Source organism: Pantoea sp. USHLN298, assembly GCF_037149395.1.
Taxonomy (GTDB): Bacteria; Pseudomonadota; Gammaproteobacteria; order Enterobacterales; family Enterobacteriaceae; genus Pantoea; species Pantoea astica.
In genome coordinates this window covers 255,037-274,393 of the sequence record NZ_JBBCRO010000003.1, presented here as the reverse complement: position 1 = coordinate 274,393, position 19,357 = coordinate 255,037, and the positions used below count along the sequence as shown (strand labels likewise).

Annotated in this window: 1 protein-coding gene; it reads left to right on the top strand. The window is 61.3% G+C overall.

Features of this window, described 5'->3' with window-relative positions; all coding sequences use genetic code 11:
- The first annotated feature begins 725 nt into the window (after positions 1 to 725).
- On the top strand, positions 726 to 19,052 hold the full coding sequence (locus tag WFK59_RS09160) for an Ig-like domain-containing protein (RefSeq protein WP_336755640.1): 18,327 nt from the start codon (positions 726 to 728) through the stop codon (positions 19,050 to 19,052).
- Positions 19,053 to 19,357: the final 305 nt, after the last annotated feature.

The window sequence follows — 19,357 nt, the reverse complement described above, 5'->3', positions numbered from 1 at the left end:
GGCAAAGCGAAAAAGTGTAGCATCGCGGCCATGAAAACCGGCATCCGCCGCACCAATTATTATCAGTGGAGTGGATGCAGCAGATGCGTAACAAAACCGCGAGTTTACCGACTTTTAGCCTGACGCGGATTTTTTCCAGAACTTTCCTGGCTAAGTTCGCAACGCAGAATGTGACTTAAGCCAAATTTGATCGCTGTTTTTCAACCAGTTGACCTAAAAACGCGCCTTCAGGGCCAGCGATAATTGTTGGCTGAATCGCTTAATTGAGAAATTCTTTTCGGCTGCTCTAAAGCGCTGGCAAAGGTTGATTTTTAACCTTTCCGCATCCTTTTTGGAAACTTCCTGCAACAAATTGACATGTAAAACAACGATGAAGCAAATTTTCTGAATGCCTTATTTCAAGTATTACTTATGAAATGAATGTTAAAACATAACGAAATCTACACATTGAAATTGATTTATGCCTCAGTTACTTTAAAGATTAAGCAGACGAGACCGCTGCGTTTTGCGTATAACGATGATCAAATAATCCAATAAAAATATCGCCATGTATCAGTTTCATCCCGATGCGCGGCAACATCTGGCTTGACTGCCTTTACATACACCGGGCTAAGACGCTTTCTGTCTGACAGAAGGCGAAAGAATGTGTGGATACTACAAGCATAAAAATATTTTATGTTTTTAGATTCAGTATATTAGCTAATCTGGTGAAGTAGAGGTTACACATGGCAGAACTCACGCAAGGCCGGGTCGATATCATTTCGCGCGAAAACGGCACGCTCATCTCGCAGATAACCGGTGGTTCATCACAAACTATTAACCTCGCCGAACCCAGCGTGGTCCGCATTAGCGGCACGCGTGCAATGGTGACCCAGTACGAACGCCAGGGCGACGATCTGGTTCTGCATATGCGCGACGGCAGCACGGTGCGCTACCAGAAATTTTTCTTAGATGACGCCGAGGGCGAACACAGCGAACTGGTTTTTGATGATGGCGTTAACCCGCCGGAGCATGCGCTGTTCCCGCAGACCGCAGAAGGTGCGGACCTGGCTTCAACCTCAGTGACGCCGACCTATGAATCGCTCGACAGCGTGGAACCGCTGTTGCTGGCCGACAATACCAACTCATCAATGGGTGTGATCACCGCTGGCGGTCTCGGCGTGCTGGGCTTAGCGGGCCTCGCCATCGGTGCCGGCGGCGGTGGCGGCGGTGGTGGTGGCGGTGGCGATAACAACAATGGCACCGATCCTGGCACGCCCGTCGATCCGGGAACGCCCGGTGCGCCCGCCATTACGCTGAATACCTTTGCCGGCGACGACCTGCTGGATAATGCGGAAAAATCGACCGATCAGTTGCTGAGCGGCAGCACCAGCAACGTTGAAGCGGGTCAGATTGTGACCATCAGCCTCGGCGGGCAGACCTACAATGCCAGCGTCGCTGCGGATGGCAGCTGGAGCGTCTCTATTCCGGCCAGTGCGCTGGCCGCGCTAGCCGCCGGTACTACTACCATTTCCGTCAGCGTAACCAATGCGGCGGGCACCAGCGCCAGCGGTACGTTGCCGATAAACGTTGCCGCGCCGGAAACCGATCCCGGTACGCCTGCCACTCCAGCCATGACTCTTAATCCGTTTGCCAGCGATAACCTGCTGGATAACAGCGAAAAAACCAGCGCGCAAACGCTGTCAGGCAGCACCAGCAACGTCGAAGCGGGTCAGCCGGTCAGCATCACGCTTGGCGGTCAGACCTATAACACCAGCGTCGGCGCTGATGGCAGCTGGAGCGTCACTATTCCAGCCGCGGCACTGGCCGCGCTGGCGGCGGGCGCGACCACCATTTCCGTCAGCGTCAGTAACGCCGCCGGGGCCAGCGCTTCCGCTACTCTGGGGATCACCGTTCAGCAGGCCGACAGCACCCCCAATGCACCTGTTCTGACTATCAATCCGTTTGCCGGTGACGACATTCTGAGCGGCAGCGAAAAAGCCACCGACCAGACGCTGAGCGGCAGCACCAGCAATGTGCAGGCTGGCCAGCTCGTTACTATCACGCTGGGCAGCCAGAGTTTTAACGCCACGGTTGGCGCAGATGGCAGCTGGAGCGTCAGCCTCTCTCCTGCAGCCCTTAGCGCGCTGGCGCAGGGCACCCAGACGATTACCGCCACCGTCAGCAACCAGGCGGGCGCCGAGGCCAGCGAAAGCCGTCCGATTCAGGTCCAGGCACCGATTACCGAGCCCGGTGCGCCAGGTGTGGAGATCAATCCGTTTGCCGGTGATAACGTCCTCAGCAACGCAGAGAAAACAGTCGATCAAATCCTGAGCGGGACCACCACTAATATTGAAGCGGGTCAGGTGGTTACCGTCACGCTGGGCGGCCAGAGCTACAGCGGCAGCGTAGCTGCCGACGGTCGCTGGCAGATTACCGTTCCGGCAGATGCGCTGGTCGCGCTGGCGGCGGGCAGCACCACCATCACGGTCAATGTGGCGAATGCGGCAGGCACCGCCGTAACGGGCAGTCTGGCGATCGGCGTTGACGCGCCAGTTACTCAGCCTGGCGTTCCGGTTATCGCCATCAATCCGTTTGCGGGCGACGATATCCTCAGCAATGACGAAAAAAACAGCGATCAGACGCTGAGCGGCAGCACCGGCAACGTTGAAGCGGGACAGATCGTAACCATCACCCTTGGCGATCAGACCTACACCGCCGCCGTGGGTGCAGATGGTAGCTGGAGCGTGGCGCTACCGGCAGCGGCGCTGAATGCGCTGGCGTCAGGGACGCTGGCTATTTCGGTTGTCGTCACCAGCCTGGCCGGCGTCGAAGCCAGCGAAAACCGTGACATCAGCGTTGAAACCCCGGTTACGCCGGGCGTGCCCAGCGTGACGCTGGCAGATTTCGCCGGCGATAACCAGTTAAGCAATATCGAAAAAACCAGCGACCAGACGCTGAGCGGCAGTACCAGCAATATTGAGGCCGGTCAGATCGTTACAGTGACGCTGGGCGGTCAGACTTACAGCACCAGCGTCGGCGCGGATGGCAACTGGAGCCTTACCGTGCCTGCCGCGGCACTGACGGCGCTGGCGGCGGGCGATACTACTATCACGGTGTCGGTGAGCAATGCGGCCGGTAGCACCGCCACTACCGCGCTGCCCATTACCGTTGAAGCGGCGGTCACCCCGACAGGCGAACCCACCGTGGCGATTGGTCAGTTTGCCGGCGATGACATCCTTAGCAACGATGAAAAGGGCACGGCCCAGACGCTAAGCGGCACCACCACCAATATTGAAGCGGGCGCGCAGGTCACCGTGACACTGGGCGGACAGAACTACCTCGGTATCGTCGATAATACCGGCAACTGGCAGGTGACGATTCCGGCAGCGGCGCTGGGCAATTTACCCGCCGGTTCGAATGCCATCAGCGTGACGGTGAGTAATACCGCCGGCACCAGCGTCAGTGAAACGCGTGATATCGCGGTGGAAGCGTCAGGCACCGGGCCAGCCATCCCGACCCTGACGATTAACGATTTCGCCGGTGATAACCTGCTCAGCAACGATGAAAAAAGCGTTGATCAGATCCTGAGCGGCACCACCACCAATATTGAAGCCGGTCAGCTGGTTAACGTGACTCTCGGCGGCCAGGTTTACAGCGCCAGCGTCGATGCCGATGGCGGCTGGAGCCTGACGGTGCCTTCCACGGCGCTGGCCGCGCTGGCGGCGGGCGATACCACTATCACGGTGTCGGTCAGCAATGCTGCCGGCACCACGATCAGCGACAATCTGCCGATCGGCGTCGCGGCACCGCTCACCCTGCCGGGCGAGCCGACCGTTACCCTCAATCAGTTTGCCGGTGATGATATTCTCAGCAACAGCGAGAAAACCGGCGCTCAGCTGCTAAGCGGCACCACCACCAATATTGAAGCCGGTCAGCCAGTCACGGTGACGCTGGGCGGTGCCACCTTCAACACCACGGTGGCCGCAGACGGCAGCTGGAGCGTCACCATTCCGGCCCCGACGCTGGCGGCTTTAGCCGCAGGCAGCGTCACGCTGAGCGTGTCGGTTAGCGATCTGGCTGGTACGACGGTAAGCGAAACGCGTGACATTGTGGTTGAGCCACCGGTGACGGCACCCGGCACGCCGACCCTGACGCTGAATGCGTTTACTGACGATAACCTGTTGAGCAACGACGAGAAGCTGGACGCTCAGGCGGTTTCCGGCACCACCACCAATGTCGAAGCGGGCCAGATTGTGACCGTGACGCTGGGCGGCCAGTCATACAGTGGCACCGTCAGCGGCGACGGTAGCTGGAATATCAGCATTCCGGCCGATGCGCTTGGCGCACTGGCTACGGGGTCCACGACGCTGATCGTCACGGTCAGCAACGCGGCAGGCACCGCCGTGAGCGAAAGCCTGCCGATCACCGTCGAAGCCTCGCCGACCGCGCCTGACGTTCCCACGCTGACCATCGATCCGTTTGCGGTTGATGATGTGCTGAATAATGACGAGAAAGCGACCGATCAGATAGTGAGCGGCAGCAGCACCAACGTCGAGGCAGGGCAGACGGTAACGGTCTCGTTCGGCGATCAGAGTTTCAGCGCCACGGTAGCGGCGGACGGCAGCTGGAGTCTGACCATTCCGGCCAGCGCGCTGGCTGCACTGGCTGCCGGCAGCGCCACCGTAAGCGCTACCGTGAATAACCTGGCGGGCGTCGGGGCCAGCGAAAGCCGCGGCATCGTGGTCGAAGCCTCACCCGAGCCTGGCGCACCAGCGATTACGATCGATCCCTTTGCCGGTGACGATCTGCTGGACAACGGCGAGAAAGCTGTCGATCAGACGCTCTCCGGCACCACCCTTAACGTCGAAGCGGGGCAAACCGTCACCATCACGCTGGCAGGCGACAGTTACAGTGCGCAGGTTGGCGCGGATGGTCGCTGGAGCACTCAGATTCCGTCTGCGGCGCTAAGCGCACTGGCGGCAGGTACCACCACGCTTGCGGTGAGCGTCAGCAGCGCGGCAGGCATCGCCGCCAGTGACAGCCGTGAGATCAACATCGCGCCAGCCGCGGGCGAGCCGGGCGTACTGACCATCAGCGAGCCGTTAAGCGGCGATGGCTTCCTCAACCAGCAGGAGATCGGCAGCGATCTGCTGATCTCCGGTTCAGCCGTTGGCGTCGCCGCCGGGCAGGCCGTGCTGGTCGCCTTTAACGGCAGCACCTACAGCGGCGTGGTCACCAGCAACGGATTCTGGAGCGTCACCGTCCCGGCCAGCGCTCTGGCCGGTATCGCCGATGGGGTCCAGTCGGTGTCGGTGACCGCCTTTGATGCGACTAACACGCTGCTGACCGATTCAGCACCGCTTAACGTGGTGGTGAGTAACCAGCCACAAATCAACCTGAACACCAGCGCGCTCAGTGATGGCATTCTCAACCGCGCCGAGGCCAGCAGCGATCAGCTGATCGGCGGCACGACCGGCAAAGCGGTAGCGGGTCAGCAGGTCGAGCTGGAACTCAATGGCAAAACCTACAGCGCCACGGTGAACGCCGACGGCAGCTGGAGCCTGGCACTGCCGGCCAGCGATCTCGCTTTGCTGCCGCAGGGCGCCAACAGCCTGAACATCGCCGTTATCGATGAGGCGGGTAACCGCGTTGAGGAGACCCTGAATTTCAGCGTTGATACGCTGTTGCCAAATCTGATTGTGGCGGCGGTGGCTGGCGGTGACGGCATTCTCAACAGCAGCGAAGTCGCGGCCGGGCTGCCGGTCAGCGGCACCGGCGCTGCGCCGGGCGAAGTGGTGTCGGTGGTGCTGAATAACCAGAGTTACAGCGCCACGGTGGATGATGCTGGCAACTGGACCGTCACCGTACCGTCCGGCGCGCTGCAGGCGCTGGCGGATGGCAGCAGTTACACCTTAGGCGTCACCCTGACCGATGCCAGCGGCAACAGCATCACCCAGACCCAGCCGCTGGCGGTCAGTACCCAGTTGCCGGTCGCAACGGTCGCAGTCCCGGGTGGTGACGGCGTGCTCAGCAACGGTGACCTGACACAACCGTTGCTGATTGGCGGTACCGGCACGGCAGGTGATACCGTCTCGGTGCTGCTGAACGAAAAAACCTACACCGCCACGGTGGAGGAGAATGGTAACTGGTCCGCTTCGGTGCCGGTTTCCGATCTCGCTGCGCTCACTAATCAGACCTATCCGGTAACGGTTACCGTCACCGATGCCGCCGGTAACAGCAGCGAGCAATCTACTGATCTGCGGGTCGCGACCGCGCTGCCCGCATTGACCCTGAACGATCTGACGGATGATGGTGTGATCAACATTGCCGATGCGCAGCAGCCGCTGATCGTCAGCGGTACCGGCGATCAGGGCGATCAGATTCTCGTCTCCCTTAACGGACAGACTTACAGCGCGGTAGTCACCCAGGATGGCAACTGGAGCGTTAACATTCCGGCTGCCGATCTGGCGCAGGTGCCGGATGGTGCGCAGACGGTTACGGTAGTCGCCACCGACAGCGATGGCAACGTCAGCCAGACGGCGGATGCAGTGACCTTCGCCACCACGCCACCGCTGCTGGATCTCTCCACACCCGGCAGCGATGGTTATATCAATATTGCTGAGCACAGCCAGGATCTGACCCTCGACGGACGTGGCGGCAGTGCTGGCGATACGGTATCGGTCGACTTTAACGGCGCGGTCTACACCACGACGGTCGATACCAGCGGCAACTGGAGCGTCACGGTGCCGGCGGCGGTAATCGGCCAGCTGGCTGACGCTATCTATCCGGTTAACGTGACCCTTACGGATGCGTACGGCAACAGCAGCAGCGTACTGTCTGACGTTACCGTGCTGGCGTCAACGCAGCCAGCGCTGACCATCAATCCGGTCACCGCTGACAACCAGGTCGATAGCGCGGAACAGCTCAGTGACATTCTGGTCACCGGCAGCGTGACCGGCGTTCCGGCCGGTACGCCGGTGCTGCTGACCCTCAACGGTCAGTCTTATGATGGCGAAGTACTGGCAAATGGCGACTGGAGCGTCTCGCTGCCGGCGGGATCGCTGGGCGCGGCCGGTGAAAAAACCTTTACGGTGGCAATTTCGGACATTGCCGGTAACCCGGCGCAGCCTGCCCAAGGGCAGTTCACCGTTATTACCACTGACGCGCCGCTGTTGTCGATTGCGCCAGTGAGTGAAGATAATGCACTTAACGCGATTGAAGCGCTGAGCGATCTGACGGTCAGCGGCAGCTCCAGCAACCTGCCTGTCGGCAGCGTGGTCAGCGTGACGCTGGTGGCGGGCGGCACCGTCTACAGCGCCACCACCGATGAAACGGGCGCCTGGACGGTCACCGTCCCGGCGGGGGATCTGGCTAACCTGCCGCAAGGCAGCACCACGGTGACCGTGACGTCAGGTGAGGTCACCAGCAGCCAGACGCTGCTGGTGGCGACCACGCCGCTGGCTGCTCCGGCAATCGATACGCCGTTTACCGACAGCGTGCTTAACAGTGCTGAAGCCAGCACAACACAGACGCTGACCGGGACCACGACGCCAGGCCAGGCGGTTAACGTTAGCGTCGGCGGCAATACCTATCCGGCAACGGTAGCAGCGAATGGTGACTGGAGCCTGATCCTGCCGCCATCGACCCTGCAAAATCTTGCCCAGGGCAGTAATCCGATCACCGTTACTACCGTCGATCTGGCTGGCAACAGCACCAGCACCACGGTGCCGCTGACGGTCGATACCGGCACTCCGACGCTGGTGGTCAACCCGATTGCCAGTGATGGCATCATTAATGGCGCGGAGGCTGACGCCGATCTGACGATCAGCGGCATCGTTGCGCCCGGCAGCAGTGTCAGCCTGGCGCTGAATGATGTTCCCTATCAGGCGATTGTCGCTGACGACGGACGCTGGACGGTCACCGTGCCACGCGCCGATTTGCAGGCGCTGAACGATGGCCGCTACGACCTTAACGTCACGGTCACCAGCGTCGGTGGTAACAGCAACAGCAGCGTCCTGCCGGTGACCGTTGATACAACCGCACCGGATTTCAGCCTTAATCCGCCAGCGGGTGACGGCGTGCTCAACGGCGCGGAACAGGCGGCCGGCTTCAGCTTTAGCGGAACCGGCAGTGAAGGTGATCGGGTCAGCCTGACGCTGAACGGCGTCACGTATACCGGCACAGTCAATATCGACGGTAACTGGTCGCTGGCCCTGCCGCCAGCCGCACTGGCGGGTCTGAATAACGGCAGCAGCTATCCGGTGGTGGTCACCGTCAGTGACGCCGCAGGCAACAGCAGCAGCCAGAGCACGACCCTGAGCGTGGCGACTGCCGCGCCGCCGCTGAGCGTCGAGCCGGTCAGCGGCGATAACGCCCTGAGCGTTGGTGATCTGACGCAGCCACTGGTGATCAGCGGCACCGGTCAGAATGGCGATCAGATTACGGTCGGACTGAACGATACGGTCTACAGCACCACCGTTGGCGTCAATGGCGAGTGGACGTTACAGATTTCCCCTGACGATCTGGCCGCGCTACCGTCGGGCAGTAATGTACTCACCGTCACCGCAACCGACGCCAATGGCAACCAGACCAGCCAGGTCATCGATCTGAACGTGGTGAATGCGCCGGAACTCCAGCCGACGCTGACCATTGACAGTGACACCTTTGCCGGTGATGGCGTGGTGAGCGCTGCCGAACAGCTGCAACCGCTGACCCTGCGCGGCACTTCCACCAACGTGGAAGCAGGACAGCAGGTTAGCGTCTCCCTCAATGGCACCGACTACCGTGGTGTAGTGGACGCCAGCGGCAGCTGGAGCATTGTGCTGCCGGCCGGTGCGCTGGCCGGTCTGAGCGAAGGCAGTCAGACCCTGACCGTCAGCGTGATCAATGCGGTGGGTAATACCGCCAGCAGCCCGCTTAACTTCAGCGTCGATACCACCCAGCCCTCTGTCGCTCTGGCACCGATCAGCGGCGATAACTACCTCAACGCCAGTGAACTGACTGGCGATGTGGCGGTAAGCGGTAGCACCAGCGGTCTGCCGCAAGGCAGCATCGTCGGGGTAACAGCAAATGGCACCACCGTCACCACCACCGTGGCGGCAGACGGAAGCTGGAGCCTGACCTTACCGGCAGGCACCTTTACCACGGCACCGGACGGTCCGCTGACCGTCACCACCACCGTGACCGATGCTGGTGGTACGCCGCTGGCGACCACCGGCTCGGTCATTACCGTCATCGCCACCACACTGCCCGTCGCCACCGCAGGCGACGCCTTTGGTGACAATATTCTCAACGGTGCGGAAGCGACGACCAGCGGCATCATCACCGGCAACACCGGCGTCAGCGGCGACGGCCAGACGGTCAGCGTGACGCTGGGTGACGTCAGCTACAGCGGGTCGGTCGATGAGGCCGGTAACTGGCAGGTCACTATCCCTTCTGCAGCGCTGTCAGCTCTGCCACAGGGTGAAACCGCCTACACCGTTGTGGTCAGCGATGTGGCCGGCAACAGCAGTCAGGCAGTGGGTAGCGTGGTGGTTGATACGCTGCCACCGTCGCTCAGCCTGAATACGCCGTCGGACGGCATCATCAATGCCGCAGAGAGCCAGCAGCCGCTGGCACTGAGCGGCAGCAGTGAAGCTAACGCCCTGATTGTCGCCAGCTTTAACGGCATCAGCCTCAGCACCACGGCGAACGCCGATGGCAACTGGACGCTGGCGCTGCCCGCCACCATTTACAGCGGCCTGGTCAACGGCAGCTATCCGCTGACCGTGACCGCCAGCGATGCGGCAGGCAACAGCACCACAACCAGCACCAGTCTGGCGCTGAAAGTCGAACCGGCCAGCCTGCCAACCCTGACGCTGGATGCGTTTGCCGGCAATAATGTGGTAGATGGCGCGGAGCGGCAGACCGATCAACGCCTGTCGGGTACCACCACCAATGTTGAACCGGAGCAACTGGTCACCGTCACCCTTGACGACAACGTCTACAGCGCGGCGGTGCAGGCGAGTGGTGCCTGGAGCCTGACCGTGCCAGCCGGTGCACTGAGTGCGCTGGCTGACGGTAGCGCCAGCCTCACGGTGGCAGTCAGCGACGTGGCGGGTAACACCGCCAGCAATACGCTGACTTTCGACGTCAACAGCAACGCTTCCGGCCTCGCGATTAATGCGCTGAGTGATGATAACTATCTGAATGCCCAGGAGCTGGGTGAGTCGCTGATCGTGACCGGCACCTCGGTCAATGTGCCGTTGAATGGCACGATCACGCTATTGCTTAACGATGTCAGCTACACCGCGCAGGTCTCGGCGAACGGCAACTGGAGCCTGATCGTACCGGCCAATGCGCTGGCCGGTCTGGCGGATGGCGCATACACCCTGACGGTCACCGCGACCGACAGCGGTGGCGCGACGCTCAGCAGCAGCTCGACGCTCACCGTACTGGCGACCAGTCTGCCCGATCCGACGATCACCAGCGCGTTTGGCGATGGCACGCTCAACAGCAGCGACATCACCCTCGCTCAGACCCTGAACGGCACCACCGGGGCGACCGGTGACGGCCAGACCGTCAGCCTGGTGCTGAATGGCAGCACCTATACCGCCACCGCTGACAGCAACGGCAACTGGTCAATTTCGGTACCCGCCGCCGCGCTGGCCGATCTGCCGGAAGAGAATATCAGCTACAGCGTGACGGTACGTGATGCGGCAGGCAATACCGCCTCCACCGACGGCACTGTGCGGGTGGATCTGACGCCACCAGCCTTAATTCTGAATGCGGTGGCGGATGATGACATCGTCAATATCGCCGAAAGCAACGCACCGGTTATCCTGAGCGGCAGCAGTGATGCCGGCGAAGGCCAGCTGGTCACCCTGACGCTCAATAATCAGATCTGGACCACCACGGTAACGGCAAATGGCGACTGGAGCCTGACGCTACCGACTGGCGCGCTGGCAGGGATTCCGGCCGGCCTTTATATTCTCACTGCCACTGTCAGTGATGCGGCGGGCAACCCGGTAACCGAAACGCGCGAGATCAATGTGGCAACCGGTTCGCTGTCGGTCAGCATTGAAACACCGTTTGGTGATGGCTATCTGAGCCGCAACGAGGCTGACTCCAGCCAGACCCTCAGTGGCACCACCGGTTTGATCGGCGAAGGTCAGACGGTGATTGTCACGCTGGGCGACACCGATTATCCCGCCACGGTCGATGCGCAGGGCAACTGGACGGTGACGCTGACAGCGGCAGAGTTGCAGGGGCTGAGCGAAGGTATCGCCACGCTGGTGGTGAACGTCAGCGATGCGGCCGGTAACAGCGGCTCGCTGACCAGCAGCGTCACGGTGGATTTCACGCTACCGGCGCTGAGCGTTAACGCCATCGGCGGCGACAACATCATTAACTCGCTGGAGGTGCTGCAGGATGTTGCGATTAGCGGCACCGCCTCTGTGGCCGATGCGGGTCAGGTTGTCACCGTCAGTTTCCAGGATGTGGATTATCAGACGCAGGTGCTGTCAGACGGCAGCTGGCAGCTGACACTGCCAGCCAGCGTGCTGCAGGGGCTGACGGATGGCAGCTATCTGGTTGGGGTATCGCTTACCGATGCGGCAGGCAATTCGATCAGCACCAGCCAGACGCTGACCCGTGATGCCGACGGTGCAACGCTGCCAACCCTGACTATCGGGCCAATCAGCGTCGATAATTACCTCAATCAGGCGGAAGCGGCAAACGATCTCATTATCAGTGGTACCAGCACCAATCTGGCTGAAGGTCAGGTGGTCACGGTTACGCTGAACAACACCGACTACAGCGGTACGGTCGTCGCCGGTGGCGGCTGGACGGTGACCGTTCCGGCGGCGGATGTGGGGAATCTGCCGGATGGTGAGCAGCTACTGGTGGTGGTTTCTGCTGATGTTGCCGGTAACCCTGCCAGCAGCAGCAGTAATCTGGTGGTGGTCGCCAGCGATCAGGCCCAGCCGACGCTCAGCGTCAATGTGGTCGCGGGTGATGATGTGATCAACGCCAACGAAGCTGCGGGCGAGGTGGCGGTCAGCGGCACCAGCACCCAACTGGTCAGCGGCACGCTGGTCACGGTGACCTTCAATCAGGTCGATTACACCACCACGCTTGATGCGAATGGCAACTGGACAGTCAACATTCCTTCGACCGCCTTCGATAACCTGGCCTCGGGCAGCAGTCAGACCGTGACGGTGACAGCCAGTGACGTGGCGGGCAATCCGGCCAGCGCAACCCAGCAGATCAGCCTGGATACCACGCAGCCGATTCTGACTGACATCCTGGTCAGCGCCGGTGATAGCCTCAATCAGGTCGAGTCTCTGCAGGATCTGACCATTACCGGCAACACCGATATCGGCCTGCCGGTGGCCGTAACGCTGAACAACGTGACCTATACCGCTACCGCAAACGGCGACGGCGTCTGGACAATCACGGTGCCGGCCGGGGATTTACAGCAGCTCACTGACGGCCCTAATCCAATCAGCGTCTCGGTCACGGATGCTGCCGGTAACACCACCATCGACACCACCACATCACTGAATGTGGCATTCAATACGCTGCCGACCATCACCCTGAACACGCCTTTCGGTGATGGTCTGGTCAGCGCCGATGATGCCGCCGGTGCGCTAACGCTCACCGGTAACAGCACCAGCGTGCCGGCGGATAGTCAGGTGACGATTACCATCGGCACTCAGTCCTTTACCACCACCGTCGATGCCAGCGGCAACTGGACGCTGAACCTGGAGGCGGGTGCGCTGACCGCCTTACCAGACGGCCAGACTCAGGTTGTGGTCTCCACCAGCGATGCGGCCGGTAACCCGGCGCAGGCGACGGCAGGCGTCGAAATTCTGCTGACGCCGCCAGTGGCGCCGACGTTTGCCACCACGCTGTTCGGCGATAACGTGATCAACAGCAGTGAAGCCGCAACGGTTCAGCTGATTACCGGCACGACCGCAGTGGGCGACGGCCAGACGGTCAGCGTCACGGTCGGTGATGACAGGATTCCGTTATCGGTGACGGTTGATGAGAACGGCAACTGGACCGCCAGTCTGACGCCAGAGTACATCGCGATTCTTGGCGACGGGCAGCACACCCTTACCGTGACCACCACTGACCGCGCGGGTAACAGCATTGACGCGACGAAGTCTTTTGTCTCGGCGATTACGCCGATTGCCGCGCCAACGCTGGATACGCCGTTTACGGATGGCCGTATCAATGCGGACGAAGCGGCTGCCGGTGGAACGCTGACCGGCGCGCTCAACATCACCAATCCGGCCTCCGTGGCGGTCACGGTCAATGGTACGGTCTATTCCGCCGTCCTTGATGCAGATAACGGCCGCTGGACGCTGGATCTGCCACCGGCCCTGTTGCAGTCGCTGCCGGACGGTAACTGGCCAGTCACCGTAACGGTCACCGATGTCAACGGTAACAGCGCCAGCACCGGCGGTAATGTGCTGGTGGCGGTTAACACGCTGCCTGACGTTACCCTTAATCTGCCGTTTGGCGACGGTGCGCTTAGTGCGGCTGAAGCTGGCAGCGAGCAGTTGCTGAGCGGAACAACCGGCATCACCGGTGCCGGGCAGACGGTGAACGTAGTGATCGCCGGTTTTAATGGCGATCAGCCGCTGGTGGCGACGGTACAGACCGATGGCAGCTGGTCGCTGACGCTGACGCCAGCGCAGTTAGCGACCTTCACCAGCGGCAGCCACACCATTACGGTCACCGCCAGCGACATTGCCGGTAACACCGACAGCACGGCGCTGAACGTGGTGACCGAGGTCACGGTGCCTGCACCGACCTTTAACGACGGCGCACTGGGTACGGATAGCGTGCTGAACATCAGTGAAGCGGCGGCAGGCATAACGCTGACCGGCACCACCGGCAGCGTCGGGGATAATCAGGCGGTGAGCATCACGGTCGATCTCAATGGGGCACGCTACACCGGAACGGTAGACGGTGCGGGAAACTGGGCGGTCACTATTCCGGGCAACGCCCTGAACTCACTGAGCGACGGTGCGCATACCCTGACGGTCAGCGTGGTCGATGCGGCGGGCAACACCGGTACGGCAGAGCTGCCGTTCAGCGCCGATCTCACGGCACCGCTGCCGACGCTGGTGCCGGAGAGCAGCATTAACGCCGCCGATGTCGCCAGTGGCGTGACGTTGACCGGCACCACCGGTGAGGCGGGTGAGAACCAGAGCGTGCAGGTGACAATCGGCAACAACGTATACTCCGCCGTGGTGACCGCCGATGGCGGCTGGACGCTGCCGCTGGAGAGTGCACAGCTGTTGCTGTTAACCGATGGCAGCTATCCGGTCACCGTGACGGCAACCGATGCAGCCGGTAACAGCAGCAGCATCAACAGTTCGCTGGTGATCGATACTACGCCACCGACGCTGACTGTGGGTGCCTTTGCCGGCAATGACATCCTCAACTATAGCGAGAGCATCCAGCCGCAACTGCTGAGTGGTGTCGCGAACGGGGCTGAACCGGGCAGCGTGCTCAGCGTCGCGCTGGGTGCCACCACACTCGGTACGGCGGTGGTCGGGGCAAACGGCAACTGGAGCCTGACTCTGACGCCGGAACAGATGGCCTCCTTCACGCAGCCGACCACCACGCTGGCAGTCAGCGTCAGCGATCTGGCGGGCAACAGCATCAGTCAGAATGTGACCTTCGCGGTTGATCTCACACCACCGGCAGGACCGCTGGTGGCGCTGGGAACGATCTCTGGCGATAACATTATCAGTACCGCTGACCAGGCGGGCGGGGTGGTGATCAGCGGCACCTCGGCTAACCTGGGCGCGGGCGGCGTGGTCTCGGTGGTGATCAATGGCGAAACTTATGGCACCACCCTGAATGGTGATGGCAGCTGGGCGACCGTCGCCTTGCCGGTCACGGCGTTTGGCACGGGCGGTAGCGCAACCATTATCGTCAATGCCACCGACGGCACGACGCCGGTGACGACCCAGGGCAGCGTACAGATCGATCTGACGCCGCCAACGCTGACGCTTAACGACTTTACCGGCGACAACCGGATCAATGCCGCTGAAAGTGCTACCAGTCAGGTGATCAGCGGCACCGCCGATACCGCTGAAGTCGGGCGGACGGTGGTGGTCACCTTTAATAACAAAACCTATAACGCGATTGTGCAGAGCAATGGCAACTGGTCCACCACGGTACCGGCCAGCGATATGCAGGCCCTGCCGGATGGCGCATCCACCCCGATTACCGCCCAGCTGGCGGATGCCGCCGGTAACGTCACCACCGTCAGTGAGACGGTAACGGTTGACACCACGGCACCGCTGATCCTGATTGATGCCTTCCTCGGCGATAACCTGATCAATGCCGCAGATCTGGTGGTTAATCAGGTGCTGACCGGTAGCGCGCAGGGCGCAGAAGGCCAGACCATTGGCCTCTACCTGGGTGACGGCGCGCCAATTGCCACGGCGGTGGTGGGCGCCGATGGCTTCTGGACCCTTAATGTCGATCCGCAGGTGTTGTCGAGCCTGAATGATGGCGCGCTGGTGTTTGGCGTGCGAGTCAATGACGTCAGCGGTAACCAGACCGATGCTACCCTGACGGTGAATAAAGTAGTCAACAGTTTGCTGACGCTGGTGGTCGACTCGGTATTTGGCGATGGAACGCTGAGCGCCATTGATACCACGGTGGCGCAGACCATTACCGGGGTCGCGACCTCGGCGGGAGTCGGCGCGACGGTCTCGGTTGTACTGGGCGGAACGACGCTGTCAGCCGCAGTGGGTCAGGATGGCAAGTGGGCGATTGTAGTACCGCCTTCCGTACTGGGGCTGCTGAGCGACGGCGAGCTGGCGCTGAACATCACGCTGACCGATGCCGCCGGGAACGTCCGTACCGTACCGGAAACCGTCACGGCGATTGTCGATGCCGTGCCGGTGGTCGGCGACCTTGCCGGCCTGTTTGGCGGCGATAACCTGCTCAACATCGTTGAAGCTGGTGCCGGTCAGCTGATCGGTGGTGTGATTGAAAATGCCGCCGTCGGTTCGCAGGTCACCGTCACCTTCGGCAGCCGCAGCTACACCACCACGGTGCAGGCGGGCGGTAACTGGAGCGTTAACCTGCCGGGCAGCGATCTCAGTTCACTGCTGAATGGCAACCTGACACTGGGCGTCAGCGTCACCGATCCGGCGGGTAACGTGGCTTCCAACAGCGTATCTATCGGCATCTTTACCCAGACGCCATCCATCAGCCTGACCTCGCTGTTTGGTGATGGCGTGCTGAACCTGGCAGATATTGCCACCGGCCAGGTGATCAGTGGAGTGGTGAACAATGTTGCGCAGGGATCGGTGGTGACGCTGACTGTCGGCAACAGTCAGCTCACTGCCACCGTGGGCGCTGGCGGCGCCTTCAGCGCCACGGTGACGCCGGATATTTTAGGCACGCTGGCGCAGGGTAACCTGACGGTCGGCGCTTCGGTCACCGATGCGGCGGGCAATACCGCCAGCACCAGTGCCGGTATCCGGGTCGATACTCTGCTGCCCACCATCACCGTTAATCCGCTGTTTGGTGACGGTCTGCTCAACGTAGCGGATGCGCTGGTGACGCAGGTGATCGGCGGTGCGGTTGGCGGGGCGGAAGCGGGATCGCGTGTCGTGGTCTCTGTGGGATCGCAGCAGTTCGTGACCGTCACCGATGCGAATGGCAACTTCAACGTTTCGCTGACGCCAGCCCTGTTGCAGGGCATTGCCGATGGCAATCTCACCGTCGGGGTCAGCGTGACGGACAGCGCGGGCAACACCAGCACTGCCACCGCGGGCGCGCTGGTGGGCATTCATAACCTGCCTAAGGTAACGCTCAATCCGCTGTTTGGGGATGGGGTGCTGAACCTGGCGGAGTCGCTGGTGACCCAGACCATCAGCGGCACCGTATCGGGTGTGGCGGCAGGCAGCAGCGTCCGGCTGGCGATTGGCAACACCACCGCCACCGCGCTGGTGAACGCCGACGGCAGCTTCTCGACCACGGTGACGCCAGCGGTGCTCTCTACGCTGCTGAGCGGCAACTTTACGGTGAGCGCCTCGGTCACCGATCCGGTAGGCAACACCAGCAGCAGCAGCGCTGGCGTATCGCTGGGATTGATTCAGCCGACGCTGTCGGTGAATACGGTGTTCGGTGACGGCGTACTGAGCGCAGCGGATCTGGTCTCGAACCAGACCATCAGCGGCAGCTCCAGCCTGTCGGCCGGATCAACCGTCAGCGCCACGCTGAACGGTCTGACCTATACCACCAAAGTGGTGAGCGGCGGTAGCTGGAGTATCAGCGTGCCGAAAGCCGATCTGGCTGCTATCACCGACGGCAGCAAAACCGTCACCGTCAGCGGTACCGATATCTATGGCAATGTGGTGAACAGCAGCGGGGCGCTGAGCGTGATTGCGCATACCGCGCCTACCGTCGCCATCACCTCCCTGTTTGGTGACAATGCACTGAGCGCCATCGATGTGAAAACCGCGCAAACCATCAGCGGCAGCGCCACCAATGCGGAAGGATCGGTGGTGCGCGTGGTGCTGGGCGGCCAGACTTACAGCACCACGGTGAGCAGCAACGGCAACTGGAGCCTCTCTGTCCCGGCAGCAAATCTCGCTGCCATTAGCGATGGCCTTCAGACCGTCACCGCCAGCGTCACCAACGGCGCGGGCCTTAGCGGCAGCGGTTCGGCCTCGCTGGGTGTGGTCAGCCACACCACGCCAACGGTCAGCCTGAGCAGCTACTTTGGCGGCGATGGTTATCTGAATATCGCGGAAGCCGATGCGCCGAAAACCATCAGTGGCACCAGCACCAATGCCGTCGGCGGCACGGTGACGGTGAACGTGGCGGGTAATGTCCTCACCACCACCATTGGTGCCAACGGGGCATGGAGTATCAGCGTGCCGTCAGCGACGCTGAAAGCTATCCCGGACGGCAGTCATCCACTCACCGTCACGGTCGCCGACATTGGCGGCAACACCGTCACCAGCAACAGCAGCTTCACCGCGCTGTCGCACAATACGCCGCTGGTGGGAGCCGATCCGGTACTCAGTGTCGTGACCTCGTTACTGACCGGACTGACGGTACAGGGCGGATCGCTGAACGCGGCGCAGGGGTCGAAAGTCAGCGTCACGCTGTTGCTCAGCAACGGCGGCAACGGACCGACGATTAATACCACGACCGATGCGCTGGGACGTTACTCGGCTAACTTCGCGCCATCATTGTTGTCGGTTGGCGGGCTGCTGCTGTCGCTGGGTACGCTGGCGAAAGTCACCATCACTGACGTGGCAGGCAACAGCTATTCGACCACCAATACCCTGCTGTTAGGGTCATTGTTGCCGATTACCACTGCCGCCAGCGAGTCGGTGGCGCTGTTCTCGGTGGCCGATGACAGTGCCACGGTAGCCAGTGTCAGTGGAGAAACGCAGCACGCCAGCAGCAGTGAGGAGAGTTCCCCTCACGCTGCCGTGGTGTCCACACTGACCACGGAGGCGGATATCGTCACGCCGGTCAGCAGCAGTGACAGCGCCAACGCTACGGAGACCGCCGTCGTCGCCGCCGCGCCGACAGAGGAGGCCAGCTACACCATTGGTGGCGTGGTAATCACCCTGGCCGATGGCAGCACGCTGGAGGGCGCGTCAGTGACCGGCAGCAGCGGGGCCGATACCGTGACGGTCAGTGACCTCAACTTTACTCACATTGATGGTGGCGCTGGCACCGATACGCTGGTGCTGAACGGCGAGCATCTGAACCTGGATCTCACCACGCTCGGCCTGAAAGTGGAGCACATTGAAGTGCTTGACCTGGGGAAAACCGGCACTAACGCGGTGAAACTCGATCTCAATGAGGCACTCAGCATTACCGATAAACAGAGTGATGATTTGATGATCAAGGGAGCCGATGGCAGCCAGGTGACGCTGGCGAACAGTAACGGCGGCGTCTGGGCCGTGACCGGTGAGCGCACGGTTGAGGGGCAAACCTTTGAGGTTTACCACAACTCGGCGCTGACCAGCGATAACACCCTCGGCGACGTGCTGGTGCAGCATAACCTGCAAGTGCATATCGTCTAGCTCCGCTAAAAGGTCAGCAATGCTGATGAAATCAGCGGGTGTGTGAGCACCCGCTGATTTTTTTTATTTACCCCCCGTGATAATTTCATTTTCCAGATTTTCGCCACTATTCATTATTAATATGAAAGATTAGGGTAGGGGCAGAAAACGGCGCCACGCCGCCGGTTGCACTGAATCTGACGTCATAATTTCTTTCGCTGCTTTTTTAGCAGCCTATTCATTAATCCTTGTTACCTGCGGGTAACCGATTCCGGCCAGCGGAAACGGGCGGCCTGCGCTCGCCCGACATAACTGCGTCAACCAGA